A 24710-nucleotide genomic window follows, 5' to 3' on the forward strand; every position below is an offset into this window, starting at 1 on the left:
TGTTTCCTAGTTTAAAACATAAGGATAACATTCAAAATGGCAGAATTGACGCATTTTAATCAATCTGGTGAAGCGCATATGGTCGATGTCGGCGATAAGGCGGTGACACAACGCAGAGCAATTGCCAAGGGACGGATTATTATGTTGCCCGAGACACTAAACCTGATCGAGCAGGGCAATCATAAAAAAGGTGATGTTTTGGGTATTGCCCGCATCGCCGGCATTATGGCGGCCAAGCGCACCTCGGATTTAATTCCGCTATGTCATCCGCTGGCATTAAGTAAAGTGACTGTCGAGTTTGAAATTGATGCAGCTAATAACGCCGTTAATTGTCAGGCTGAAGTTGCTACTGCCGGGCAAACGGGTGTGGAAATGGAAGCACTAACCGCCATCCAGATTACCCTGCTAACCATCTATGACATGTGCAAAGCGGTGGATCGCGGCATGGTAATAACCGATGTCTGTTTGCAGGAAAAAGCTGGAGGTAAATCAGGACACTGGCAACGCTCTGTATAAAGGAAAAAACGACTCAAGTTACTGCTTCATTTACGAAATTAAGTTTGAATTCAGCAACCGTTGCTTAAACTGTGATTAGGATTTTTTCCTATGAGTTCGGGTGATGCTTTTCCCAATCCCCACAACCTAATGCTGAGTTTTCAATGTCGAATTTTGTTCCAAAACTGCTGTTTGTTTTTGTTCTCGGTTTACCACTAGTAAGCCACGCTTCTGAATTACGTTTATTGATTGATATGTTGCATGAAAATGACATGGTCAGTGAAGAACAATATGACCGTTTGTTGGCCGAGCTGGAACAAAACCAGCAGCAATCTGCAAAAGAAAAACAGCAAATAACAGAACAACTTGAATTAGTCACTCAGCCGCCTGAAGTGGAAGTCACCACTAAAGGTGGGTTACGGGTTAGCACCACTGATGGTCAATTTGAAACCCGCTTGCGGGGGCGCTTAATGATCGATGCCGCCGATTATGATGGCGCGCCACAGATTGCCGATGGAACCAATATTCGTCGTGCTCGCCTCGCGTGGTCGGGCCGGATATTCAGTGATTGGATATACAAGTTAGATTACGATTTCACGGATGGTGGTGAATTAAAAGATTCGTATATTGGTTACACAGGTTTTTCTCAAGCTCGTTTAAGAATGGGGCTTATGGAAATTCCCTTGGGATTGCAATATCGCAGCAGTTCGGCCAATTCGCAGTTGATAGAACGCAGCCTGCTTGGGGCATTTGGTGGGGATCGTTATATCGGTATGATGGCCGATACCAAACGGCAGCATTGGAGTGCTACCGCTGGGATTTTCGGTGATGATGCCAATGAACAGCGCGAACGAAATGATGAAGGATGGGGGGTTGGTGCACGCGTCACCATGGCGCCCATCAATCACAACAATATGGTTTTACATTTTGGATTGGCCACTTTTTACCGGCATTTAAATGATCAGGCGACATTGAGATTTGATGAGCAGCCCGAAGCCCGAGTGGCCGGCTTTGAAATTGTTGATACCGGTATTATTCCTGGTGCACGAACCTATACCCGAAGTGGAGTGGAATGGGCAGCAGTAGGAAATCGCTGGTCTGCTCAGGCCGAGTACATGGTGACCGATGTACGCCGAACAGTGGGGCAGGATGTTGGATTTTCTGGGGGACATATCCAAAGCGGTTTTTTTCTGACCGATGATTCATTGAACTATGAAAATGGCGACTTTGGCAGTCCGCAACCAAATCACCATGTGGGTGATGGTGGTGTCGGGGCTTGGGAACTGGTCGCGCGTTACAGCACACTGGATCTAACCGACGAAGATATTATTGGTGGCGAAATAGACAGCCTCACTTTTGGGCTGAACTGGTATCCAGTGCCAATGCTACGATTTTCTGCCAATTACATTAATGTTCTGAATGTTGATGGTGGGCCAAGTTCAGGTCAAGAACCGCGTATTTTTCTGGTTCGCAGCCAATGGGCGTTTTAGCTGAAATATTACAATTATCATAAGTGAATTTCGTTGTTAGATAATTCTCGGGAGATTAAATTAATAATATCTCTAATGCACCGCGCTTAACCATTAATAAAATAGCTAGCCAGGAGTTGGCGAAAATGTTTAAAGACGTGGTTAAGTGTTAATTGGTGTGCAGGATTTTTGATAAATTAGAACTTCATCACAATAGCAAAAGATTACTATTTTTTTTGATAATAAATAGTAATGCTGGTTCCAAATGTGTCGATAATATTACAGAAATTTATTGGCCATTAAAAAGGAACACGTTTATGCGATTCAAAAAACACCTGCTGACAGCTGCCATTGGCTTAACGCTCAGCTTTTCATCACATGCATCCGAATTAGAAACACTGATTAATATGCTGCATGAAAATGGCATGGTGACCGACGAGCAATATGGTCGGTTAATGAACGAACTGGCAGAAAACAAAGCAAGCAATGAACAACAAAAGGCCGAGCTTGATGAAAAGCTGGCCGATGCGACCAAACCTTCTGATGTCGAAATATCCACAAATGGCGGCTTAACGCTCAAAACCCGTGACGGTCAGTTTTCGACCAAAGTGGGTGGTCGTCTGCAAGTGGATGCTGCCACTTATGGCGGCTCACCGGATATGGGGGATGGCACGGATATCCGTCGTGCTCGTTTATATCTCGCTGGCACCTTATATCGTGACTGGGGTTACAAACTGGAATACGAATTTGATAACGACAGTATTACTGACGCCTTTATTACCTATAATGGTTTTGAGAACTACCAAATCATGGCGGGTAATTTCAAAGATCCCTTCAGTCTGGATTATATGATCAGTGCCAATAACACCATGTTTATGGAACGTGCCTTGCCCACTGCTTTTAATGCCGGACGGCATATTGGGGTGATGGGAGCTCGTAATAGCAAACATTGGACTTTGGCTGCAGCTTTGATGGGCGATACAGTCAATGACACCCGTGATGCAGATGATAGAGATGAAGATGAAGGTTGGGGCTGGAGTACCCGAGGAACGCTGGCACCTATTAATGAAGCCGGCAAAGTGGTTCATCTGGGCTTAGGCTTTAATTATCGAGATCTGCAACCGAATAATGAGGTGCGATTCAGTCAAGCCTCTGAAACAAGTGTTTCAAGTGTTCGCATAGTCGATACAGATGATTTGGCAAATGCTGATACGATGCTGAAAAGTGGTTTGGAATTCGCCACAGTAATGGGGCCTTTTACTGCCCAGGCAGAATATATTCGTGCTTCAGTAGAGCGCGACAATATTAGCGATGCTGATTTTGATGGCTGGTACCTGCAAAGCAGCTATTTGCTTACCGGTGAATCCCGTCCTTATAAAAACGGCGTTTTTGGTGGCATAAAACCTAATCGCAGAGTGGGTGATGGCGGTATCGGTGCATGGGAAGTTGCTATGCGTTACAGCTCACTGGATCTGAATGATGGTGCAATTGAAGGGGGAGAAGCCGATTCAATGACCTTGGGGCTGAACTGGTATCCCGTGCCGATGTTACGGTTCTCAGCAAATTACGTACATGTCCTGGATGTCGATGGCGGAACGTTTGATGGTCAGGAACCTGATGTATTCCAGGTTCGCAGCCAATGGGCATTCTAATTCAGAGATTCAATTAAAAGTTGTATAAAAAAGTCGCTGTTAGTTCAGATTAACAGCGGCTTTTCTATTTTATCGGGAAAGAATTATTTGGTTTCAGGTCGTGCGGTGAAAAACAATTGCTGATTATTCACCTTAAAGTTCTCGATAATCCGTTTACCCGATTCACCCGTCACAAAATCCATGTACTGCTTAGCCATGTTGATTTGAGTATGGGAATGTTTCTCAGGATTCACCGCCATAATGTGGTAGGGATTGGATAACATGCCATCTCCTTCAAACAGAAGTTTTAGTTGCATTTTTTTCTGAAAGGCAATCTGCGTCCCCCGATCTGTTAAAGCATATCCCGACATTTCATCAGCGATTTTCAATACTGCCCCCATACCTTGACCGGCTTGCACATACCAGTTTCCTGTGGGAGTGATATCAGCGGCATCCCAAAGTTGGCGTTCTTTTTTATGGGTACCTGAATCATCTCCGCGCGAAACAAAACGACTACCGGCTTGAGCAATTTTTTGCATGGCTTCGATAATGGTTTCAGCGGAATCGATTCTAGCGGGATCATCTGCCGGACCAACTAAGACAAAATCGTTATACATGACATAGCGGCGATCAATGAAATAACCATCTTCGACATATTCAAGCTCAGCTTTAGGGGCATGCACCAGTGCCACATCTACATCTCCATTTGCGCCAAGCTTTAATGCCTGGCCGGTGCCAACGGCAATCACTGCAACGTTAATGTCTGTTGCTTCGGTAAAAGCCTGATTCAATACGCCCAGCAAACCCGTATTATCGGTACTGGTTGTGGTTGATAGTTTAAGCAATGATTCTGCTTTTACCGGGGCCAGCAAAAGGTTTGACAGTAAAAAGAGGAACAATAAACGTTTCATATGAGTACCTTTTGGTAGAGAATAAATATCAATATATTTTCAAAGATATATCGAAAAATACTTAAACAGCAATCTTGTTGATTCCAGGGAAGTTTTTACAATTGATTCAGAGAATAGAGATCAGCCCTGCTCCAGCAAACGTCTTAAATCAATCATTGCGGCATTGGCGCGTGACACATAAGAGGCCATCACTAATGAATGATTGGCAAACAAGCCAAAACCACTGCCGTTGAGGATAATGGGGCTCCAGACAGTTGCTTGGGTGGCTTCAAGTTCACGTATTATTTGACGCAAACTGATAAGCGCGTTTTTCTTTTGTAAGACATCGGCAAAATCATGTTCTGCTGCTTTAAGCAAATGAATCATTGCCCAGATTGAACCGCGGGCTTCATAAAACACATCATCTATTTCTAACCAGGGTGTTTTGGTGACTCGTTCAGGTGACGTCAGGGTTGACTGATGGGCCTCAGGATCTCCTGCCAAAGCTGTATTAATCTGAATCTTACCGACACTGGCACTGAGACGTTGAGAAAGGCTGCCCAGACGTTTTTCTGCTATACCTAACCACGCTGCTAGATTATCTGCACGTGCATAAAACTGTGCTTCATCGCGTTGCGGATCGGCTAAACGGGCCAGATAGCTTTCCAATGCTTTAATTCCATCCCTATATTCACTTTCAGTCGGTGGGAATAGCCAGGAATCCGAATTGAAATTAAACTGCGGTTCGGCAATGATAAGATCTTTATCTTCTGCTGATTGTGACTGGGATCGGCTGATATCGTTACGTAGAGATCGTGAGTAGTCACGAATCTGCACCAGCACGCCGAACTCCCAATTGGGCATATTGTCCATCCACACGGATGGGGGCATCACGTCGTTGGTCAAATAACCACCAGGCTTATCAAGTAAGGTATTGGCAATAGTGATCAAGGTGGCGGTGGAGGTGTAACCAGTGACCATCTCATGTTGTTTTTCGCTGGCGATTTTCCGAGCATTTACCTCAGGGTCAAAAGCACTGGGTGGATTACCCCACCAAAGCATGATTACAATAAAAATGAACAGGATAATGCTGGTTATCAGCAGTAAAGCTTTGGATATTTGCCGTCGGCTGTCAGGATCTCGAAATGAATCAATAATATTCCACCACACCTGACGACTGCGCTGAAGAAAAGAATTTGTGGGCATAAAACATCCAGAAAAATTAATTGGCAGATTTCACCATAGCGTATTTTTGATTGCAAAAAAATGCATGGAGCCGGTTTATTTTTCAAAGTTGTTTTTATTTTGCAAAGATAAACGTGCCCTGATATACGTCGGGAGACCTTTCCTGTAATCTCGCGGGAAAAATTCCTGAAAACTTTAATGTATTAAGCTTGACGTAATAGCTTAATGGGCTGAATAATGGCCGGTTTGAAGATGCTTTTGATGAAGCGGGGGACGCTTTAAGTATGACACTCAGAGTTGAGATAGAAGATCTGGCCAAGCATTTTGGCGAGATACGGGCTGTGGATGGTGTGACATTCTCGGTCAGTAAAGGCGAGGTACTTGGATTTCTGGGCCCGAATGGCGCAGGTAAATCCACCACAATGAAGATGATAACCGGCTTTCTGGCACCCACTCGCGGTACGGTCAGAGTCTGTGGTTATGATGTTTCAACGGATCCGATTTCGGTAAAAGCGAATCTGGGGTATTTACCTGAAGGCGCGCCTGCTTATGCGGATATGACGCCGGACAGTTTCCTCAAGTTTATTGCTGATATCCGTGGATTATCCGGAGCGGATAAAAAGCGTGCAGTAGCTTCCGCTGCAGAACGCTCCCGCATCCTGAATGTGATGTATCAACCGATAGAAACCTTATCCAAAGGTTACAAACGTCGGGTTGGTCTGGCACAGGCGATTCTGCATAATCCGCCAGTATTGATAATGGATGAACCGACTGATGGGCTGGACCCGAATCAAAAGCACGAAGTGCGTACGTTGATAAATGAAATGGCAGAAGATAAGGCCATTATTATCTCCACGCATATTCTTGAAGAAGTGAACGCTCTGTGTACCCGGAATGTGGTGATCGCCAGTGGAAAAGTCGTGTTTGATGGAACGCCTGCCGAATTGGAACAAAAATCACGCTATCACAATGCAGTCGTGCTGTCGGTCAATGAAATTGATAACACCAAACTGTTGCAGTATGTCGCCGAATTGGATTTTGTTGCAGAAACTGAATTATTGATGGCGGGTAACGGTATCCGGGTGTTCCCAAAAGACAGCGCCCATATCACTATCGCCCTGTCAGAAAAAATTCGTGAACAGGGATGGGAAATTGCTTCGCTTTACGCTGAGAGCGGTCGCCTTGATGAGGTTTTCCGCAGTATTACTTTGCCTAGAACTGCAGGAGTTAAATGATGAATATGCTGAATATCTGGTTCATCATGAAACGTGAATTTGGTGGTTATTTCGCCACTCCGGTTGCCTATGTTTTTATTATTATCTTTTTGTTGCTGGCTGGTTTTTCAACGTTCTATGTGGGCAATTTCTTTGCTCGTGGTGAAGCCGATTTATATCCTTTCTTTTCGTTACATCCCTGGTTATACATTTTGTTGATACCGGCAATTTCGATGCGTTTATGGGCCGAAGAACGTAAAAGTGGATCAATTGAGTTGTTAATGACTTTGCCAGTGTCGGTATTTGAGGCTGTACTGGGTAAATTCTTTGCGGCATGGGCGTTTACTGGCCTTGCGCTCATCCTGAATTTCCCGCTTTGGATCACGGTGAATTATCTTGGAAATCCGGATAACGGCGTGATTTTCACCGGTTTTGTAGGCAGTTTCCTGATGGCCGGTGGTTTTCTGGCCATCGGTTCCTGTGTATCAGCCTCCACCAAAAATCAGGTTGTTGCGTTTGTGCTGAGCTTGATTGTTAGCCTGATATTTGTGCTGGCGGGCTATGGCATTGTGTTGGATTTCTTTAGTAGCTGGGCACCACAACCACTGGTTGACGCAATCAGCTCATTCAGTTTTCTGACCCACTTTGATGCGATTTCCAAAGGGGTAATTGATTTACGTGACATATTGTATTTCGCAGCACTTATCGCTATCTGGTTGTTTGCCAACGCCCTGATAGTGAATGCACGTAAAGCCGATTAGGAGCACAAATCAGCAATGAATAAACAACTATTATCCAAAACCGGTTTGATTTTAGCCGTTATTCTGTTTATCGCTTTTATTATTGTGGTTAACGGTAATTTTAAATCGGCCCGGGTCGATTTAACTGAAGATAAACTCTATACCTTGTCAGAAGGAACATTAAATATTCTTTCATCGTTACAGCAACCTATTACGCTGCGTTTTTATTATTCAGAACAGGTTGCACAGGCTTTGCCTTCTTTGAAAGCTTATGCCCAGCGCGTACAGGAATTGTTGATGGAGTATCAACGAGCCTCGGGTGGCATGATTCAGGTGAAAATTATTAATCCTAAACCCTTTTCTGACCATGAGCAGCGGGCCAAACAATACGGCCTGCAATCCATACCGATTGAAGGCGAAGCGGATCCGTTGTTTTTTGGTGTAGCAGGTACCAATATTCTGGATGGTCTGGAAAGTATCCGCTTCTTTCAACCAGAAATGGAAGATGTACTGGAATATGATCTGACACGATTGATTTATCAATTGTCAGATGTAGAACGTAAAAATGTAGCGGTAATGAGTTCGTTGCCAATTGATGGCGAAGACTACGATCCACTAAAAGGGCAGTTGGACACCGAAGGTGGAGCAAAACCCTGGGCAGTAATGGGAAAATTGCGTGAAATGTTTAATGTTTCGGTGTTACCGGAAGATATACGTCGAATTCCATCATCAGTTGATCTGTTAATGGTCGTACATCCTAAAGAATTGCCAGACCAGACTTTATATGCCATCGATCAGTATGTATTGCAGGGTGGGAAGTTAATCACCTTTGTGGATCCATATGCAGAAATAGACGTACCTGAAAAAGATCCGGACAATCCGATGGCAGCTATGGTCGCAAACCGTAGCTCGAATATGCCAGAGTTGTTGAGTAATTGGGGGGTTGAACGTAATCCTTCCGATGTGGTTGCCGACCGAAAAACGGCCAGACAGGTGGATTTTGGTGCTCAAAGTAATAACCAGCCTATTGAATACGTATTATGGAATGCGTTAACTCAGGAAAACATGAATTCCGATCAACGCATCACATCAAAGTTACGCAAGATTAACGTAGCTACCGCTGGGCATTTCAAAATTCTGGATGATGCCACAACAGAAATAACGCCCCTGCTGAGTTCTAGTGATGAGGCCATGCTGGTGGATAAACGTGTAGTGCAATTCCGCAATGATCCGGTGGCCTTGCTGACCAAGTATGAACGCGGAACAATCAGTTATCCATTAGCGGTACGTATTGAGGGCCAGGCTCGTACTGCCTTTCCGGATGGTGCACAAGGTGATAACCGAACAATAATAAAAATGCCCGATCATCTCGATGAAGCTAAAAGCGGTATAGATGTCATTGCTATTGCAGATGTGGATCTGTTGGATGACAGGTTTTGGGTGATCATGCAGGATTTTTATGGAGAAGATTTAGCTTTTAATACCTCTAATAACATCGACTTTATCCATAATGCCATCGAAGAATTGACGGGTGCAGAAGGGCTTATCAGTGTTCGTGCCCGCACGGGGTTCACGCGTCCTTTTGTGCGAGTTGAAGCGTTACAACGCGAAGCCGAAAGGCTTTATCGGGCGAAAGAGCGTGAGCTGGAAAATAAATTACAACAAACTCGTCAGCGTATTGCGCGTATGCAGGTGGAACGAAGTGGTGCAGGTGCTGAAATCATGACACCGGAACAACAAAAAGAAATTGCTGAATTCAGAGCGATTGCTGATCGTACCGAATTAGAATTACGGGCGGTGAAAGGTAACCTGCGTAAAGATATCGATCAGTTGGAAACGTTGGTCAAGTTCATCAATATCGGCTTGATTCCGATTGTGGTGGCGATACTGGCACTGATTACCGGATGGCTAAGAGTGCGTAAGCGTACTCGGGGTCGTTTTCAATCGTAAATTCTGCATGCGTTAAATGACGCTTGTATCAAACTGAACAGACAGGTTCTACAGATGCTGAAAAAACTTAATAGTCTTTCAATCCTCGCCATACTCACTGCAATAATGGTGGTGTGGATGTTAATCACCATATACAAAGCAGAAGATACCAGTGATGATTTTTCATTACTGTTTCCCGAATTGTTTGAACAGCTAAGTGATGTGGATAACGTCACTTTTAAAAGTGAACAGGATGAATTTACCCTCAGTCGTGCAGATAAACAGTGGTTCATTGCCGATTATCATAATTATCCTGCAGATGATGATTTGGTCAGAAGGATGCTGGTTGATATGGCTGATGCTCGTATTCTGGAACTTAAAACGAATGATCCAGAGCTATACCCCGTACTGGGGGTGGAAGGTGCAGAACAGGGTGGCAGTTCATTCGTTATTAAATTATTTAAAGGCCAACAGGAAATGGTTGGTTTGATTTTGGGGGAAGCCCGTGATTTAAGTGCTGAGACGTCAGGGCCACAACAATTTTATGTACGTCGAATAAATGAGGATCGTAGCTACTTGGCGGAAGGTTACTTTCAGTTTAGCCCAATGATGCTCAACTGGATTGATGGGCTGATTGTGGATATTGCACGTGAGCGTGTTGCCAGAGTGGATATTATTCAGCCTAATGGTAATACTGCTACCTTAATAAATCTGGGACAGAAAGATAAATTCGGTACGCCGGAAGATCGCGAAGACACTGTTTTTCGCTATGAACAGCTTGGTTACGATATAGCAGGCACCTTATACCAAATGCGTCTTGAAGATGTACAACCCGTTGATGAATTTTCCCGTGGCGATGCTGAGGTTGTTAGAGCTGAATTCCTTACCTATGATGGATTAAAGATTATTGCTCAAACATCGTTTAATGATGGTTTTTACTTTTCTACGTTCAAAGCTGAATTTGCCCCGGATGCTGCGCCTGAAGTACCGGAAGCCATTGCCAGTCTCGACATACTGAAAACACCAGAACAAGTACAGGAAGAAGTTACTGAAATTAATGCGAAAGTTGAGCCCTGGGTCTATCGTTTGGGAGGTTTTGTTGGCAATAACCTGATGCGGGCAAAGGCTGATATCGTAACTGAGCAGGATAAAGTCATTCCGATGCCTGCTGGTGGTTTTGGTCAGTAAGCTGGTCATTTTACAAGCACAAAAAAGCCCCTTTTTGGGGCTTTTTTGTGCTTGTTCAGTCTTATTCCGTTGTAGCTTTATCCTTATCCCGCCATTCTTCTAATAAAGCTTGTACAGTAATCGCCAAGTCATCAGGAGCAAATTTGGCAATAAATTTATCGGCACCAACTTTTTCGACTAACGCATTATTAAATGTACCGCTCATGGAGGTGTGCAGCAAAATACGGATATCTTTCAGGTTTGGATCCTGACGGATAGCTGTTGTGAGGGTGTAACCGTCCATTTCAGGCATTTCAATATCAGAGATCATCATAGCGATATGCTCGCTGACATCAATACCTTCGGCCGCCCATGCTTTTAATTGATCCAATGCCTGTTTGCCATCATTGACAATGGTACAACTGACTCCAATCTGCTCCATGGTGCGACGTATCTGATTGCGGGCAACACTGGAGTCATCAGCCACCAGAATGTGATGTTTATGTTCAGCATTGGCTTCTGCGAAACGCGTCACCAAATCAGCTGAAACCGTGTCATCGATACCCAATACTTCTGACATGACCTTCTCCACGTCAATTATCTGGATCAGTTCATTATCAATTTTGGTGACTGCAGTCATGTAATGCGATGAACCTGAAGCACTGGGAGGAGGCAGGATATCTTTCCAACTCACGTTAACGATGCGATCCACCTCGCTGACCAGAAAGCCCTGCACGTTGCGGTTGTATTCAGTAATAATGACAAAATGCTCATGCGGATTTATCACGGGCCTTTTGCCAATACCCTGAGATAAATCAAATATACTGATGGTTTTGTCGCGGATGCGCGCGGCACCTCGAACGACTGGATGTGAATGCGGCATTTTTGTTAACGTAGGACAAGCAATGGCCTCGCGGACCTTAAATACATTGATACCGTAACGCTGGGTGCCTCCCAGCTTGAATAATAAGAGCTCTAACCGGTTCTGACCGGCTAGTTGGGTGCGTTGGTCAATACCATCGATCATGCTTGCCATAAATTTCTCCTGATTACTGCAAGAGTATAACGGCAGTAACCTTCATTTCTGAACCGTAAATATCGGAATGGAAGTTGCAGGTTATCACCGTGTGTTCATTTGCCGTGCATTTTGCCGGAGGATATTAATGTATAAATTACTATGTAGTGTTTGTTTTGTGTTAAGTGCCAATTTATTGACACTTACTGCGCAGGCTGACAATTTACAATCGTTGGCTGATGTGGAGCACACCGCATTCACCTATACTTTAGCTCAGGCGCAGACTCGATTTAACAATCCTCAGGTCAGTGTCACACCATTAGATAAACGGTTACGCTTGCAGCATTGTGAAAAAGGACTGGAAGCATTCAGTAATCGGGATATCGCAACTGCCGGTAATGTGACTGTGGGTGTGCGCTGTCAGGAGCCTGTGGCCTGGACAGTTTATATTCCTTTACAAATCAAAGTAATGCGGCCCATGGTGGTGATTGCCCGACCCGTTTCAGCAAATCATGTTTTAACGAAACAGGATTTGCGGATTGAGCAACATGATATTGGCAAGCTTCGGCAAGGCTATATGGCAAATATTGCCGCTGTGGTGGGACAGCAAGTTAAATATTCACTGGGCTTGGGCACGGTTATCCAGAAAAATCATCTGCGGCCACTGAATATCGTAAAAAGAGGTGAGTCTATTGTGCTGGTGGCTAGTGCGGGAACCATGGAGGTCAGAATGCAGGGTACAGCGATGTCTGATGCCAGCCTGGGAGATCGCGTTCGTGTGAAAAACCTCTCCTCAGAGAGAGTTGTCGAAGGCGTAGTAGATGGTCCAGGGGTGGTACGCGTTACAATGTGAAGAAAACTCTGGATCGAATCACATTATATTAAAGTTTTTTCAATTCGTTCCGATAAAACGTATAGAACCAATATGGAGACATTTTTATGTCGGATATTAATAATATAAAACCACCCACACAGGGTGGTATCAACTCGACGCGAATCGTCAATGTTGAAGATAAACAACGTATAGAAACCGCATCAAATCAGGTCAAATCCAGTGGTGATAGCTCAACGGACAAGATCAGTCTGACAACCACGGCAACACAACTGCAATCCCTGCAACAGGAAATTGCTGCTTTGCCTGTAGTGGATGAACAAAAAGTGGCTGCTTTACGTGCAGCTATTGAAGATGGAAGCTATCAGGTTGATAGTCAAAAGTTGGCACGGAACATGATTGATTTTGAGGGTAACCTATAAAAAAGGAACCTTCACATGGCTATGTCACCCGGACAGCAGTTGCACAGCGTTTTACAGTCTGAACTCAATATTGCCAAACAGTTAGCTGAGTTACTGGTCGCGGAGCGTCAAGCTCTTGCTCTATCAGATATCGTTAACATCACCGATATTAATACTAAAAAACAGCCGTTAATCATGAAGCTCGAACAGCATAGCCGTCAACGGGATGCGGTATTAACCTCTACGGGCTTTCCTACCGGTAAACAAGGTCTCGAAGCGTTCATTGATAACCAAACTGAAGATGACGCATTGGCGTTAACGTTGTTGATAAAAAATCTAAAAGCCGTGGCCAAAGTCTGCCAGCAAAAAAATCAGGTTAATGGTGGCATCGTCAGTATTAACCGCCAATATCTGCAACGCGCTATCTCTGTTCTTCGGGGGCGGGATCCAGAATCGAGTGCTTATGGCCCGGGTGGTGAATATACCAGTGCTGTGGTTCGACAGCCGCTTATAGGACGTGTCTGATCCTAGGTGGGTATGAAAGATTATCAAGTCCTAAGGCGCTTCACACCACTGGGCTAACAGGTTTACCCATACCGGGTCATCGTTAAGGCAAGGTATCAATTTTAGTGAACGACCACCTGCCTCGATAAACACTTCCTCAGCTCGAATCGCAATTTCCTCAAGAGTTTCCAGGCAGTCCGTCACAAATGCAGGACACATGACTAAAACGTTTTTTGTACCGTTTTGTGCAAGTTCAATTAAACGATCTTCAGTGTTAGGCCCCAGCCATTTGGCTCGGCCCAGGCGGGACTGAAAAGCGACTGAGTAATTGTCTGGATTAAGTTGGGCCTTTTCGGCAAAAGCAGCCGTTGTGGTCATCACCTGATGTCGGTAACAGGTGGCATGCGCCACATGTGGCTTATTGCAACAATCGGCCTGTTTAAGACAATGTTGCCCACTGGGATCGCGTTTCAAAATGTGGGACTCAGGTAAGCCATGATAGCTGAACAGCAAATGGTCATGCTCTTCCATCAAATAGGGACGGGTTTGTTCAACCAGTGCATTGATATAGCCTTCTTCCTGATAGAAAGGTGGCTTGACCGTTAAGATAATATCCAGTTTATGCTTGGCTATGACGTGTTTGGCCATTTCAATACAGGTCGTTACGGTACTGTCGGCAAAATGCGGATACAGCGGAATAAATAAAACCTCTTTAACTTCATCAGTCCTGGCAAGCTTTAGCAACCCCGCTTCAATACTGGGGTTTCCATACCGCATGGCAAGCTCCACCGGCATATCAACCTGCTGTTGAACGGCTTTATGTAATTTTTCAGATAATACAATCAGCGGTGAGCCGGTATCGGTCCATACACTCCGATACGCTTCTGCAGAGGCTTTTGGACGGGTAGGCAGAACAAAGGCACTGACAATAAACCGTCTTAGCAGCCAAGGCAGTTGGATCACGTAGGGATCCATCAGAAACTGATTTAAATAACGCCTAACGGAAGGGGCATCAGGCTGATCCGGTGAACCAAGATTTACTAATAAAACTGCACGTTGCGTCATGATAATTATTATTTTGAGTCAGAAGAATTAAGCACGTCGTTCAGCGCGCTCTGGATATCAGTATAGAGAAATTCAAAGCCGGCAGCTTGAGCTTTTTCCGGGATTGCACGTTGCCCACCCAGTAATAAATCAGCCATCTCTCCCATTGATGCTTTCAGTACGCAGGACGGAACCCGGAAGAAAGCTGGACGGTTTAGCGTTTTGGCAAGTGCTTTGCTGAATTGCTGATTGCTTACCGGACGAGGAGCTGCGCCATTATAAACACCAGTAAGCGAGCGATTTTCAGCCAGAAATAAAAATAACCTACAGATATCATCGAGATGAATCCATGGCATGTACTGCTGGCCGTCACTTATTGGTCCACCCAAACCCATTTTGAAGGGCAGCGTCATTTTGCTCAGAAAGCCACCATTCGGGGCCACTACTAATCCCGTGCGAACGATAGCGACCCGGATTCCAAGCGATTCTGCAGACAAAGCGGCTTGTTCCCATTGTTCGCATAATTCATGGCTGAACTCTGGTTTGAAGCTACTACTTTCTGTAACAATCGTATCCTCCTGGTTTCCATACCAGCCTACTGCTGAGCCACTGATAAAACTATGGGGGAGGTTGGAGCGTTTGGACAATTTATCTATCAGCTCACGTGTATAGTCGACCCGGCTTTTCACTAATATTTGCTTACGGGCATCGCTCCAGCGTTTATCAACAATCGGTGCGCCGGCCAGATTAATGACCACATCGATATGCTGATCTGCCGGTATTGAATCGACGGATTCAAAACACTGCACCTGGGAACCAAGTATTTTTGCTGCTTTCTGACAATTACGACTTAATGCAAAAACTGTCTCACCATTGTTTAAAAGTCTTTGACACAGCGCCTGGCCGATGAGTCCTGTTGCACCGGTGATTAAAAAAGCCGCCATGATAAATTCCTTTGAATAGTTATGATTATTCCTTGTATAGAGTCATAACAGCTGGCAAAGTTTACCTATAGTAGAGATAAACCTATTTAATGATGATTTAACAGGCCTTTGATGCGTATTAAAGTTGGAATCAGTAGCTGTTTACTGGGTGAATCTGTGCGATTTGATGGCGGACATAAACATTTACGTTTATGTACCGACAGTTTGTCGCGTTTTTTTGAATTTGTTGCTGAATGTCCTGAAGTGGGTATTGGTATGGGAATTCCTCGCAAACCCATTCGTCTCGTTGGTGATGTGGATGCACCACAGGCAGTTGCAGTGCATGATTATAATTTGAATTACACTGAAAAACTGACGGCTTTTGGCCAGCAAAAAGCCCATGAACACAGTGATTTATGTGGTTATATTTTTATGAAAAACTCACCGAGTTGTGGGTTGTTTCGAGTCAAGGTGTATCAGGAAAATGGGTATCCAGCAGCTGAAACAGGACGAGGATTGTATGCTGATGCATTAAAAAAAGCCCATCCATTGATGCCAATGGAAGAGTCCGGCAGATTGAATGATCCATTATTACGTGAAAACTTTATTACCCGGGTTTTCGCCTATTATGATTGGAAACAGCTGGTTCGCGGCGGGTTAACTCACCATAAATTAATTAACTTTCATTCACGATATAAATATTCTTTAATGGCTCATTCACCCAAACATTATGCCGAACTGGGACGGATGCTGGCGGATGCTGGAAAGCATGAGATTGAAGCTCTGGCAGAAGGTTATTTCACTGAGCTTATGACGGTTTTATCAAAAATAGCCTCCCGAAAAACACATACAAATGTATTAATGCACTTACAAGGCTATCTAAAGAAAAAGCTCTCAAGCGCAGAAAAGCAGGAACTTGCCGACATTATTAATCGTTATCGTACGGCAGAGTTACCATTGATAGTACCGATCACATTGTTAAAACATCATTTCAATAATCATCCAAATGCTTACATTGTCAGACAGGCCTATCTGCAGCCATATCCTGATGCGTTGAGTCTGAGAAATGCGATATAAACTGTTTAATAAAACGAAAATCACAGTAAATGGAAATGATTACATGCAACGATAGCGTCGTAAATCCGTAATTAAAAAGAACGTTTTTGAAATAAGCAGCAGTCGAAGTTTATGGTGAAGCGAAGTTGTATCATTTTCTAAAAATGGTTGAGATTAAAGCCGCTTCGGGATATCAGATATGCAGCGTAGGGATTTATTAAAGCTCGGTTTATTAAGTGCCGTTAGCAGTAAAACTTCAGCGATAAGCCAAACGGCATTGACTGGTCTGGTGTTGGATCCCGGTTTTGCCAACCATCATATTATGCCCCAACATCCAGAATCCCCTGCCAGATATAAACGTCTGCGGGATGAGCTGGAAGTCAGTGAGTTGCTATCCAAGGTCACATTGTTAAAACCCAAAAGCAAAATCGAATCTGAATTATTGCTTATTCATTCAGCAAATCATGTAGCGTCAATAAAACGTCACGATCCAGACGCGCATCAAGCTGCAATGTTGGCCACAGGAGGCGTACTGGTGGCGGTTGACGCAGTCTGTAAAGGTTTGCTGGATAATGCTTTTTGTGCTTCAAGACCACCAGGGCATCATGCAACCAATACAGGCAAAGAGGAAGGCTTTTGTTATTACAACCATGTCGCTATAGCGGCCCGCTATGCCCAGAAACGATATGGACTGAAGCGAATTCTGATTGTGGATTGGGATTATCATCACGGTAATGGCACAGAGTGGGCTTTTTATCATGATGCTTCGGTACTGTTTTTTTCAACGCATGATGCTGAAGCTTATCCCGGTACGGGGTCTCCAGAGAAAACCGGCACAGGATCTGGTAAAGGTTTTAATATAAATGTGCATTTACCTTGTGGTTCCGGGGATGCAGAAATCATCTCTGCATTTGAAGAGAAACTGATTCCAGCGGTAACTGAATTTAAACCCGATTTGATACTGATATCAGCCGGGTTTGATAGCCGGGAAGAGGATTTGCTGGGGTGTTATAAAGTTTCCGATCAAGGTTTTATCCAACTGACGGAGATCATGCTGCGGCTTGCTAAACAGCACTGTGATGGCAAACTGGTTTCGGTACTGGAAGGGGGCTACAACCTGACAGGTAATGCCAAGGCCAGTGTGTCGCATTTGAAAACCTTGATGCAGATAGTTTCATCCGCCGAATAATTTTTGTGATTAACGGCACAGTTCGTGCTAATCCTTAATTGAAACATTTTAGTGACAAATATCAGTCACTTGTTGATTGGCAGCCCAAGCCCTTTTAAGGAGAAAATGATGAACGCTGTTGTTAAACTCAGAGATGAGAACGAGGCTGGTCTAGACCAGAATCAAGGAAAGCAATATCAACATCTGAATACCTATTATGACCCGACCTATAAGATTGGCTGGTTCATGATGAATGCTGCTCCCAGACCATGTTTTACTCCTACCTTACTGAATGAACTTTCGGATTATCTGGCAAATGTAAAAGCTGAGATGCAACAGAGTAATCATGAAAAATATGATTTTCTGGTTGTGGGTTCCAGTGTTGATGGTGTGTTTAATCTGGGAGGGGATTTAAACCTGTTTACCTCACTGATTGAAAAACGTGACCGTGAAGCCTTGCTGGCCTATGCCATTCATTGCGTTGATATCCTCTATGACAATATGTTCCATTTTGATTGTGACCTGACCACCGTCAGTCTGATTCAGGGGGATGCATTGGGGGGTGGATTTGAAGCGGCCTTATCGAGCAATATTATTATTGCTGAGCGGGGGGTGAAATTAGGCCTGCCGGAAGTGTTGTTTAATCTGTTTCCTGGAATGGGAGCTTATACATTGTTATCCCGAAAAGTCGGGGCGGCAAATGCTGAAAAAATGATTCTGTCGGGTGCTTTATATACCGCAGAAGAGCTTTATGAAATGGGCGCGATCGATATTTTGGCCGAAAAAGGTGAAGGCGAACTGGCTTTATACAAACATATTAAAGTCGCCAAAAAATCACCAAACAGCTATAAAGCGATGTCACGTATTAAAGATTTATGTAATACCGTGAGCTATGAGGAGCTTGTAGCAATAGCCAATATCTGGGCGGATGCTGCTTTAAACCTTACCAGCAAGGATATCCGGATGATGACGCGACTGGTCAATCGTCAGACTGCCAAGTCAAACGGCGAGGCGTAATCTGGTTTCACCGCCACTTCTATTGTGAAATGAGATAAATTTATTAATATTTAAATAGACTAATTTGGCGAGATACATCGAGATGTCTCGTTCGTTTAGAATTTGCTTCACAAAACGTTCAGTGATGTGAGGCATTATCAGTCATAACTCACAGTGCTGGAATTATCTTTAGCCACAGCGTCGTGATGAAAGATAAAAACAGGTATTAATGATCCGCTTTTTGCGATTGCCCTTGAAGCTTAAGGGCAACCTCTAATTCAGTCAGTGTTTGTGTAAAAGCATGTTCCAGTTTTTCGGTCAAAAGAAGTAATTCAGCAGAGCCAATATCGAAAGGTTTAAAAGACTCTCCCTGACGACAAAGCTCAGCAACTTTATTCGCACCTAATTCAGAAGATGAACCTTTCAAAGCATGAAGGCTTTCACGATAGGTCAGGTAATCATCATGGGCTGATTGCAGAATCAATTGCAGGTGTTTGGTGCCATCTTCTTTATAACCATTTAGCAAAAGCTGTAAAAAGGCTTCACCGCCCCCTAACTCGGAAAGTTCGAGCAAAACCTGATGGTCACACCATTGTTCTGAAGAAACTTTAGACTGGCCGCTTACTTTGCCAGGTTTTACATTGATTTGATGTTCCAGAGCCAGACGGGCTACGGATTCCAGCAATGAACGGGAATCTATTGGTTTGGTTAGAAACTCATTTGCTCCCGCTTCCAGACAACGTTGTTTAGCCTGAGGTGTCGCATCCGCCGTCAGTATGATAATCGGAATATCATGCCCAGTATCCATATAACGCATGGCGCGGATAACTTCGGTTCCGCTGTAATCCGGCATATTCATATCCAGAATCAGCATTTCAATACTGTCAATTTGTTGACTGAGAACATCCAGCGCCTGTTCGCCACTACTGGCCAGAATGACCTGATGTCCTGCATGGCGAAGAATACCTTCCAACACCTGCTGATTGACCAGGTTATCCTCTGCGATAAGAATATTTAAAGATTTAGCGTAAGATTGAGCTGCGTAGTGCTGAGCCAGGGTAATGACTTTTTCATCCTGAATGGCATGATTGCTCTGCGCCGCGTGGATGGCATTAAATAGAACAGGTTTTTCCTTAACATCATGCACAATGGAAATAAAATGATGGCGCAGTCTTGGATCCTGTTTACTGAAATCTGATGGATTCAACAGAATCAGTGCTGTATTGGCAAGTAAAGGTTCACCATGGATCATATTGGCAAATTGAATCGGATCGATGTCATGCATACAATCCTGATCAATCATAACGGTTTGATAAGGCGATTGCTCCTCTGCTGCTCGAATCAATACTGAAAATGCTTTGGCGGTGGTGTCTACATGTTGGTAATTCACTGACCAGTCATTGATAACAGGTTTAATAAGGTCATGCAGTGAATCGGTGCTTAAAATCAGCATAGGGCTCTCAGATAAAGTTAATTCATTTGGTTCATTGGCAGTGAAAGGCATTTCAAACCAGAACAGGGTGCCTTCACCCACTTCGCTGGTTACCCCAATTTCACCTCCCATCAGCTCAACCAGCTCTTTGGCGATAGTGGTGCCTAAACCGGTGCCACCTTTATTCAATGTATCAGGTGATATCTGCGTGAAGTCATCAAAGATACGTTGCAGAGCCTCCTGAGGGATGCCTATCCCGGTATCACTTATCTCAAAGCGGATCCACAAATTTTGATTTGATTTGTGTTGGATTGGTTGAGCTGAGAGTTTAACGGCACCCTGATCAGTAAATTTAATACTATTACCGATAAGATTGATTAAAACTTGCCGTAGATGTTGTAAATCACCGTTTATCGAAAAGGGCAGAGCGGGATCAATATAGCAATTAATGTGTAAGCCTTTACTGATTGCCATTGGCTTTTGCATGCCAATCACGCTGTTTAACAGTTGGTGTAAATCAAATTTTTTATCGCTGATTAAAATCTTGCCAGCTTCGATTTTGGAGATATCTAAAACATTTTCAATCAGGCTGAGCAAAGTATGTGCTGACGTTTTCATGATTTTAACAAAATCATGTTGTTGCTTATTCAGCTGGGTCTCCGCCATCAGATCTGCAATACCAATTACCCCATTAAGCGGCGTACGTAATTCGTGAGACATATTGGCCAGAAATCGACTTTTTGCTTCATTTGCCTGCTTTGACAAAGCAATTGCGACATGCAGTTTTTTGATCAGAAAAGCTGAATAAAGCGGAATGATAAGTAACAAAAACATCAGACTGTAACCAAACGGTTCATGCTGAGAGTGCTGCCAATATTCCCCATTTATAATGGCATACGAAAAACCCAGAATACCCACTATCAGCGAGATATATAGGTAATTCACGCCATAACGGAAACCATTACCCAAAATCACCCATAGATATAAAACGAACAAAAAGACACTCTGCTCACCCGCGATCAACATAACAACTGATAGTGCAGTCAAATCCAGCAAAATACCACAGACCCTTCTGATGGGGGATGGCCTTGGGTTGAGAATCAAAGCGACTGCAATGACAACTGCCAGTAAGTAATAGACCAACGTAATCAGACTTGGCAGGCTGTCAATATTTTCTGAGAAAGTTCTGTCAGTGCCCCATGGCAGACAAAAATAAATTAATAAAGCAATACCCAAAGTCAGTCGGATTTTGATCGCTTGTTCGGGTTCGCTGTCACCCGTTTTGGGTATTTTGTCTAAAAACCGGCTGAGCAGATTTTTTTGCTGGGGCTGTGCATAACGATCATTCATTGCTGGAGATTTAATCAGCATACTCGGCTTGAATTTGCTGGATGGCATCTATCCGGTCAAAAAACGCCTGAACACATCTTGGGTCGAGTTGTGTCCCCGCGCTTTGCTCGATGTAACGACAGGCATCTTCATTTGACCAGGCTTTTTTATAAGGCCGTTCCGAAACCAATGCATCATAGATATCGGCGACAGAAACGACTCTGGCAATAAGTGGAATTTCTTCGCCTTTTAATTGAGAAGGATAGCCTTTTCCATCATAGCGTTCGTGATGATGCAACGCGATGACCGCACCAATATGCATGTACTTCGATTGACTATCAGAAAGTATTTCATGACCGATAGTAGTGTGCGTTTTCATGATTTCCCATTCTTCCGGATCCAGCTTGCCCGGCTTTAGCAGAATGTTATCAGGAATTCCGATTTTGCCGATGTCGTGCATGGGAGCCGCATATTCAAGATCCTCACATTGCTGTTCATCGAAAACGCCTAATGCTTCAGCAATAAAACGGGAGTATTTCGCCATTCGAATAACGTGATTTCCGGTCCCTTCATCACGATATTCACCCGCCTTGGCCAGACGAATAATGGTCTCTTTTTCACGCAAAATAATCTGCTCAGTAGCAATTTCTACCTGGCGTGCCAACCAATTGGCACGGTCTTCAATGATCAGGTGTTGCTCGTGCATCTGTAAAAGATTACGACAACTGGTACGACATTCAATTTGATCAATGGGGCGGGTGAGGAAAGCAGTAGCCCCAGCATCCAGTGCGTCATAACGCACGGCTTTTTCGCTGACGACAGTAATCATCATGATGGGAACACTTTGCAAAGCAGGCATCTGGCGCACACGACGAATAAATTCGATGCCATCAATTTCCGGCATACGATAATCCGTTACAATTAAATCGGCCTCATGTTGACTCAGCCATTGAAGTGCCTCAGTAGAGTTACTTAACGCCGTGACGTGAATATTTTCACCAATTTGCTGGACTATCTTTTCTAAAATAGTTCTGCCGGTTGATTGATCATCGATGATCAATACCTCTTTGGTCTTCTTAAGAATACTCAGTCTCCTTGCTGATTCATAAGGTTTTAAATTGTCAGGACGACCATATTGGTTTGCCAAGACACGTTCCTCATCAAGCTTGCCCTTCCGTCACATCCCTGCTTTGGCAGTTTTATTAACAGAAGTCATATCCTTGAATCCGTGTCTGTTATTTTGTTTAAATACAATCGTTTCTTATTTCCGCATTATGCTGACAGAGTTCGTAGCTGTCCATTCTATTTACGTTTCGAGTGGTCATGAATACTTTGTGATGTTCCTCAAAAGCAACTGGATAGTGCTTTTGAATGGAGCTCAATCAAGCTCAAAGAGAACTAATTCTGGCAATATCATTAAAACTATTCACACATAATTCACATTCAAAACCGGACTATATATAGATGAAAGCATTATTACTTATTGCCCATGGCAGCAGACGCCAGCGTTCAAATGATGAAGTCATTGCACTGGCTGAAAAATTAAAAACGGAATGCGCCGAACATTACGATATTGTGCAAGCCGCATTTCTGGAACTTGCCGATACGTTGATTGCGGATGGGATTGAAAACTGCGTGCGTGATGGCGCTCGTCAAATCACTGTTTTACCTTATTTTCTAAATTCCGGACGTCATGTAACCGAAGACATTCCTCACGATGTAGATGCAGTTCGTCCGAATTTTCCGGATGTAGAAATTCAGATTGCTCAACATATTGGCGCGTCAACAGCCATGATCGATATGTTGAAAGCTACTGCCGTAAATGCAGTCTAGGTGTTTATTAACAGCCGAAGAAAATTAGTTGCCAATGCAATCTATTGCAATCAAGGCTTTAAGAATCTGGAAGCAATGATCATCGAATCTTCAGCTCTCTCACGCTCAACCTGCCAGCCCTGGACCAGGATATAGTCCAATGCCTGCTGATGACTGGCAAACTGCTTACTTAACATTTGCTGCTCACCATCAATATTTTGATGAATGATAAAAAAAGTTTCGGTTTCAGAACCCGCTCTTTCAATGCGGCATTGTGGAATGGATGACATAGCGGTTCTCCAGTATATGTTGAATGAACATAAGTAATCGCATCAAATAGCGAGGAATAATTGTATATACATAAAAAAACTCCAGTGATACGAATTCACTGGAGTTTGATCGTTTTGCTAAATCAGTCAAGCTTTCTTATCTGATCAATATTACCTTAAAGAAGCTTTCTAGATTCAGGTTTTTTGGCTTAACGGTTACAAATGTACATTGTTACTTCAAAGCCGAAACGCATATCTGAATATTCTGGTTTAGTCCACATGATCATAATTCCTTAAAAGAGAAAAACTATTTGCTGCAGTTAAAAATGATAAGACATCGGGCCCTATTAACAATAGCGGATATTTCTCGGGATGTGTCAGTATTTTCCTTAGGCAGGTCGTGTTTGTTTGGGAAGGCGTTTGAAAGAAAAAAACAAATTTGTACCAAAGTACAGTATTGCATTCCCTAACGATCATGTATAAAAAAACTGTGATTTGATCACTCTTTTTTTATAATTTGCCAAACCTAGCGTGAGCCTGGGACGGAAAGCTTCAGCTGTTGAACTTAACAGGGCTGGGCTGCATGATTAGAAAGGAAAAACGCGATGAAAAAATTACTCTTGCTCCCCTTGTTACTTCTGATGTCATTTAACGCACATTCTGCTTTTTTAACGGGCCAGACCCTTACTTATCAATACTACTTCCCAACGATGTCTTCTCCTTATTCTAATGCTGACAATGGCGATGTCGTAGTTGGTGCTGGCATTGAGGTCAATAATGTAGCAGATAATATGGCTACATTAGACATCTCTGATACGAATCTACTTATCGATTTTTCATCATCATCATATTGGAACTCTTCAGGCTTCAATGGTTTTAAACTCACCGACACATTTGGTTTAATTGCTGATTTCACTTCAGTTTCTATCAATCCATCGACAAACATGAGTGGTTTTGATTTGTCGCTTATAACAGTGCTTGCAGATGAAATTTGGGTAAACTGGCAAGGGCTTTCATTCAATACGGATACTATTGTATCGCTAGACATCAATCCATCTGCTGTTCCAATTCCAGCTGCTGTATTTTTGTTTGCTCCTGCGTTATTTGGTTTCATTGGGCTTCGTTATAGGGCCAAAAATAAAGCCGCATAATTTTTAACGTGTTAAGTAAAAAGCCGTGATGTGGAACAACATCACGGCTTTTTTATTA

24 protein-coding genes and 1 riboswitch are annotated in these 24710 nt (G+C 43.6%); of the genes, 15 read left to right on the forward strand and 9 right to left on the reverse strand.

What is annotated here, in order from left to right; all coding sequences use genetic code 11:
• The first annotated feature begins 36 nt into the window (after positions 1 to 36).
• The 3 genes from moaC to Q7A_RS03900 all read left to right on the forward strand — a co-directional run bounded on the left by moaC (position 37) and on the right by Q7A_RS03900 (position 3616).
• Positions 37 to 516 carry a cyclic pyranopterin monophosphate synthase MoaC gene (gene moaC / locus Q7A_RS03890; protein ID WP_014706031.1) on the forward strand — a complete coding sequence of 160 codons (480 nt, stop codon included), beginning with the start codon at positions 37 to 39 and terminating at the stop codon, positions 514 to 516.
• Positions 517 to 659: 143 nt separating this feature from the next.
• Positions 660 to 1985 carry an OprO/OprP family phosphate-selective porin gene (locus Q7A_RS03895; protein ID WP_014706032.1) on the forward strand — a complete coding sequence of 442 codons (1326 nt, stop codon included), beginning with the start codon at positions 660 to 662 and terminating at the stop codon, positions 1983 to 1985.
• Positions 1986 to 2281: 296 nt separating this feature from the next.
• On the forward strand, positions 2282 to 3616 hold the full coding sequence (locus Q7A_RS03900; protein WP_014706033.1) for an OprO/OprP family phosphate-selective porin: 1335 nt from the start codon (positions 2282 to 2284) through the stop codon (positions 3614 to 3616).
• An 83-nt stretch (positions 3617 to 3699) separates the two neighbouring features.
• Here Q7A_RS03900 and Q7A_RS03905 read toward each other — a convergent pair whose 3' ends face one another.
• Together Q7A_RS03905 and Q7A_RS03910 are read right to left on the reverse strand one after the other, a co-directional pair.
• A complete protein-coding gene (locus tag Q7A_RS03905) occupies positions 3700 to 4506 on the reverse strand; it encodes a substrate-binding domain-containing protein (RefSeq protein WP_014706034.1) in 807 nt (268 codons plus the stop codon).
• A 120-nt stretch (positions 4507 to 4626) separates the two neighbouring features.
• Positions 4627 to 5691: a DUF2333 family protein gene (locus Q7A_RS03910; RefSeq protein ID WP_014706035.1), complete on the reverse strand. Its 1065-nt coding sequence runs from the start codon at positions 5689 to 5691 to the stop codon at positions 4627 to 4629.
• 263 nt (positions 5692 to 5954) lie between these two features.
• Between Q7A_RS03910 and Q7A_RS03915 the strand changes: the two genes are divergently transcribed.
• Genes Q7A_RS03915 through Q7A_RS03930 form a run of 4 tightly spaced genes read left to right on the forward strand, consistent with a single transcriptional unit; the run spans position 5955 to position 10741 of the window.
• On the forward strand, positions 5955 to 6905 hold the full coding sequence (locus tag Q7A_RS03915; protein WP_014706036.1) for an ABC transporter ATP-binding protein: 951 nt from the start codon (positions 5955 to 5957) through the stop codon (positions 6903 to 6905).
• Positions 6905 to 7645: an ABC transporter permease subunit gene (locus tag Q7A_RS03920; protein WP_014706037.1), complete on the forward strand. Its 741-nt coding sequence runs from the start codon at positions 6905 to 6907 to the stop codon at positions 7643 to 7645. The genes Q7A_RS03915 and Q7A_RS03920 overlap by 1 nt, the downstream gene beginning before the upstream one ends.
• A 15-nt stretch (positions 7646 to 7660) precedes the next feature.
• Positions 7661 to 9574: a Gldg family protein gene (locus tag Q7A_RS03925; protein WP_014706038.1), complete on the forward strand. Its 1914-nt coding sequence runs from the start codon at positions 7661 to 7663 to the stop codon at positions 9572 to 9574.
• 54 nt (positions 9575 to 9628) lie between these two features.
• On the forward strand, positions 9629 to 10741 hold the full coding sequence (locus Q7A_RS03930; protein WP_014706039.1) for a DUF4340 domain-containing protein: 1113 nt from the start codon (positions 9629 to 9631) through the stop codon (positions 10739 to 10741).
• 61 nt (positions 10742 to 10802) lie between these two features.
• On the opposite strand, the gene Q7A_RS03935 is transcribed toward Q7A_RS03930, so the two are convergent.
• Positions 10803 to 11756, reverse strand: a complete 954-nt coding sequence (locus Q7A_RS03935) for a chemotaxis protein CheV (RefSeq protein WP_014706040.1) — start codon at positions 11754 to 11756, stop codon at positions 10803 to 10805.
• 127 nt (positions 11757 to 11883) lie between these two features.
• Between Q7A_RS03935 and flgA the strand changes: the two genes are divergently transcribed.
• The 3 genes from flgA to Q7A_RS03950 all read left to right on the forward strand — a co-directional run bounded on the left by flgA (position 11884) and on the right by Q7A_RS03950 (position 13493).
• Positions 11884 to 12588: a flagellar basal body P-ring formation chaperone FlgA gene (flgA, locus tag Q7A_RS03940; protein WP_014706041.1), complete on the forward strand. Its 705-nt coding sequence runs from the start codon at positions 11884 to 11886 to the stop codon at positions 12586 to 12588.
• Between the two features lie 86 nt (positions 12589 to 12674).
• Complete coding sequence (flgM, locus tag Q7A_RS03945) at positions 12675 to 12989, forward strand: flagellar biosynthesis anti-sigma factor FlgM (protein ID WP_014706042.1); 315 nt, start codon at positions 12675 to 12677, stop codon at positions 12987 to 12989.
• Positions 12990 to 13004: 15 nt separating this feature from the next.
• Entirely contained in the window at positions 13005 to 13493 is a 489-nt protein-coding gene (locus Q7A_RS03950) for a flagella synthesis protein FlgN (RefSeq protein ID WP_014706043.1), read from the forward strand.
• A gap of 30 nt (positions 13494 to 13523) precedes the next feature.
• Here Q7A_RS03950 and hemH read toward each other — a convergent pair whose 3' ends face one another.
• Entirely contained in the window at positions 13524 to 14537 is a 1014-nt protein-coding gene (hemH, locus tag Q7A_RS03955) for a ferrochelatase (protein ID WP_014706044.1), read from the reverse strand.
• An 8-nt stretch (positions 14538 to 14545) separates the two neighbouring features.
• Positions 14546 to 15460, reverse strand: a complete 915-nt coding sequence (locus Q7A_RS03960) for a TIGR01777 family oxidoreductase (protein WP_014706045.1) — start codon at positions 15458 to 15460, stop codon at positions 14546 to 14548.
• 111 nt (positions 15461 to 15571) lie between these two features.
• On the opposite strand from Q7A_RS03960, the gene Q7A_RS03965 reads away from it, so the two are divergent.
• From Q7A_RS03965 to Q7A_RS03975, 3 genes are all read left to right on the forward strand, one after another.
• On the forward strand, positions 15572 to 16516 hold the full coding sequence (locus Q7A_RS03965) for a YbgA family protein (protein ID WP_014706046.1): 945 nt from the start codon (positions 15572 to 15574) through the stop codon (positions 16514 to 16516).
• A 178-nt stretch (positions 16517 to 16694) separates the two neighbouring features.
• Positions 16695 to 17684, forward strand: a complete 990-nt coding sequence (locus Q7A_RS03970) for a histone deacetylase family protein (RefSeq protein WP_014706047.1) — start codon at positions 16695 to 16697, stop codon at positions 17682 to 17684.
• A 105-nt stretch (positions 17685 to 17789) separates the two neighbouring features.
• Positions 17790 to 18680, forward strand: a complete 891-nt coding sequence (locus tag Q7A_RS03975; RefSeq protein WP_238595948.1) for a crotonase/enoyl-CoA hydratase family protein — start codon at positions 17790 to 17792, stop codon at positions 18678 to 18680.
• A 205-nt stretch (positions 18681 to 18885) separates the two neighbouring features.
• Here Q7A_RS03975 and Q7A_RS03980 read toward each other — a convergent pair whose 3' ends face one another.
• Both Q7A_RS03980 and Q7A_RS03985 read right to left on the reverse strand, forming a co-directional pair.
• Positions 18886 to 21462: an ATP-binding protein gene (locus tag Q7A_RS03980; protein WP_014706049.1), complete on the reverse strand. Its 2577-nt coding sequence runs from the start codon at positions 21460 to 21462 to the stop codon at positions 18886 to 18888.
• Positions 21452 to 22567, reverse strand: a complete 1116-nt coding sequence (locus tag Q7A_RS03985) for an HD domain-containing phosphohydrolase (RefSeq protein ID WP_014706050.1) — start codon at positions 22565 to 22567, stop codon at positions 21452 to 21454. Before Q7A_RS03985 ends, Q7A_RS03980 begins: the two co-directional genes overlap by 11 nt.
• A gap of 317 nt (positions 22568 to 22884) precedes the next feature.
• Between Q7A_RS03985 and Q7A_RS03990 the strand changes: the two genes are divergently transcribed.
• The gene (locus Q7A_RS03990) at positions 22885 to 23253 is read left to right on the forward strand and encodes a sirohydrochlorin chelatase (RefSeq protein WP_014706051.1); all 369 of its coding nucleotides are present in this window, start codon (positions 22885 to 22887) and stop codon (positions 23251 to 23253) included.
• A gap of 50 nt (positions 23254 to 23303) precedes the next feature.
• On the opposite strand, the gene Q7A_RS03995 is transcribed toward Q7A_RS03990, so the two are convergent.
• Together Q7A_RS03995 and pqqA are read right to left on the reverse strand one after the other, a co-directional pair.
• The gene (locus Q7A_RS03995; RefSeq protein ID WP_014706052.1) at positions 23304 to 23522 is read right to left on the reverse strand and encodes a PH domain-containing protein; all 219 of its coding nucleotides are present in this window, start codon (positions 23520 to 23522) and stop codon (positions 23304 to 23306) included.
• A 188-nt stretch (positions 23523 to 23710) separates the two neighbouring features.
• Positions 23711 to 23782 (reverse strand): pyrroloquinoline quinone precursor peptide PqqA, encoded by a 72-nt coding sequence (gene pqqA, locus Q7A_RS15620; protein WP_081443609.1) that lies wholly within the window; start codon positions 23780 to 23782, stop codon positions 23711 to 23713.
• A gap of 228 nt (positions 23783 to 24010) precedes the next feature.
• Positions 24011 to 24088: riboswitch (cyclic di-GMP riboswitch) on the forward strand.
• Between the two features lie 18 nt (positions 24089 to 24106).
• On the opposite strand from pqqA, the gene Q7A_RS04005 reads away from it, so the two are divergent.
• Positions 24107 to 24652, forward strand: coding sequence for a hypothetical protein (locus tag Q7A_RS04005; protein ID WP_041354345.1), 546 nt, complete (start codon positions 24107 to 24109; stop codon positions 24650 to 24652).
• Positions 24653 to 24710 lie beyond the last annotated feature (58 nt).

The sequence above is a fragment of the Methylophaga nitratireducenticrescens genome, assembly GCF_000260985.4.
Classification (GTDB): Bacteria; Pseudomonadota; Gammaproteobacteria; order Nitrosococcales; family Methylophagaceae; genus Methylophaga; species Methylophaga nitratireducenticrescens.

What these genes read in the sequence shown, in the direction of transcription:
- moaC (WP_014706031.1), top strand. Translation starts at nt 37, where the DNA reads ATGGCAGAATTGACGCATTTTAATCAATCTGGTGAAGCGCATATGGTC.
- Q7A_RS03895 (WP_014706032.1), top strand. Translation starts at nt 660, where the DNA reads ATGTCGAATTTTGTTCCAAAACTGCTGTTTGTTTTTGTTCTCGGTTTA.
- Q7A_RS03900 (WP_014706033.1), top strand. Translation starts at nt 2,282, where the DNA reads ATGCGATTCAAAAAACACCTGCTGACAGCTGCCATTGGCTTAACGCTC.
- Q7A_RS03905 (WP_014706034.1), bottom strand. Translation starts at nt 4,506, where the DNA reads ATGAAACGTTTATTGTTCCTCTTTTTACTGTCAAACCTTTTGCTGGCC.
- Q7A_RS03910 (WP_014706035.1), bottom strand. Translation starts at nt 5,691, where the DNA reads ATGCCCACAAATTCTTTTCTTCAGCGCAGTCGTCAGGTGTGGTGGAAT.
- Q7A_RS03915 (WP_014706036.1), top strand. Translation starts at nt 5,955, where the DNA reads ATGACACTCAGAGTTGAGATAGAAGATCTGGCCAAGCATTTTGGCGAG.
- Q7A_RS03920 (WP_014706037.1), top strand. Translation starts at nt 6,905, where the DNA reads ATGAATATGCTGAATATCTGGTTCATCATGAAACGTGAATTTGGTGGT.
- Q7A_RS03925 (WP_014706038.1), top strand. Translation starts at nt 7,661, where the DNA reads ATGAATAAACAACTATTATCCAAAACCGGTTTGATTTTAGCCGTTATT.
- Q7A_RS03930 (WP_014706039.1), top strand. Translation starts at nt 9,629, where the DNA reads ATGCTGAAAAAACTTAATAGTCTTTCAATCCTCGCCATACTCACTGCA.
- Q7A_RS03935 (WP_014706040.1), bottom strand. Translation starts at nt 11,756, where the DNA reads ATGGCAAGCATGATCGATGGTATTGACCAACGCACCCAACTAGCCGGT.
- flgA (WP_014706041.1), top strand. Translation starts at nt 11,884, where the DNA reads ATGTATAAATTACTATGTAGTGTTTGTTTTGTGTTAAGTGCCAATTTA.
- flgM (WP_014706042.1), top strand. Translation starts at nt 12,675, where the DNA reads ATGTCGGATATTAATAATATAAAACCACCCACACAGGGTGGTATCAAC.
- Q7A_RS03950 (WP_014706043.1), top strand. Translation starts at nt 13,005, where the DNA reads ATGGCTATGTCACCCGGACAGCAGTTGCACAGCGTTTTACAGTCTGAA.
- hemH (WP_014706044.1), bottom strand. Translation starts at nt 14,537, where the DNA reads ATGACGCAACGTGCAGTTTTATTAGTAAATCTTGGTTCACCGGATCAG.
- Q7A_RS03960 (WP_014706045.1), bottom strand. Translation starts at nt 15,460, where the DNA reads ATGGCGGCTTTTTTAATCACCGGTGCAACAGGACTCATCGGCCAGGCG.
- Q7A_RS03965 (WP_014706046.1), top strand. Translation starts at nt 15,572, where the DNA reads ATGCGTATTAAAGTTGGAATCAGTAGCTGTTTACTGGGTGAATCTGTG.
- Q7A_RS03970 (WP_014706047.1), top strand. Translation starts at nt 16,695, where the DNA reads ATGCAGCGTAGGGATTTATTAAAGCTCGGTTTATTAAGTGCCGTTAGC.
- Q7A_RS03975 (WP_238595948.1), top strand. Translation starts at nt 17,790, where the DNA reads ATGATGAACGCTGTTGTTAAACTCAGAGATGAGAACGAGGCTGGTCTA.
- Q7A_RS03980 (WP_014706049.1), bottom strand. Translation starts at nt 21,462, where the DNA reads ATGCTGATTAAATCTCCAGCAATGAATGATCGTTATGCACAGCCCCAG.
- Q7A_RS03990 (WP_014706051.1), top strand. Translation starts at nt 22,885, where the DNA reads ATGAAAGCATTATTACTTATTGCCCATGGCAGCAGACGCCAGCGTTCA.
- Q7A_RS03995 (WP_014706052.1), bottom strand. Translation starts at nt 23,522, where the DNA reads ATGTCATCCATTCCACAATGCCGCATTGAAAGAGCGGGTTCTGAAACC.
- Q7A_RS04005 (WP_041354345.1), top strand. Translation starts at nt 24,107, where the DNA reads ATGAAAAAATTACTCTTGCTCCCCTTGTTACTTCTGATGTCATTTAAC.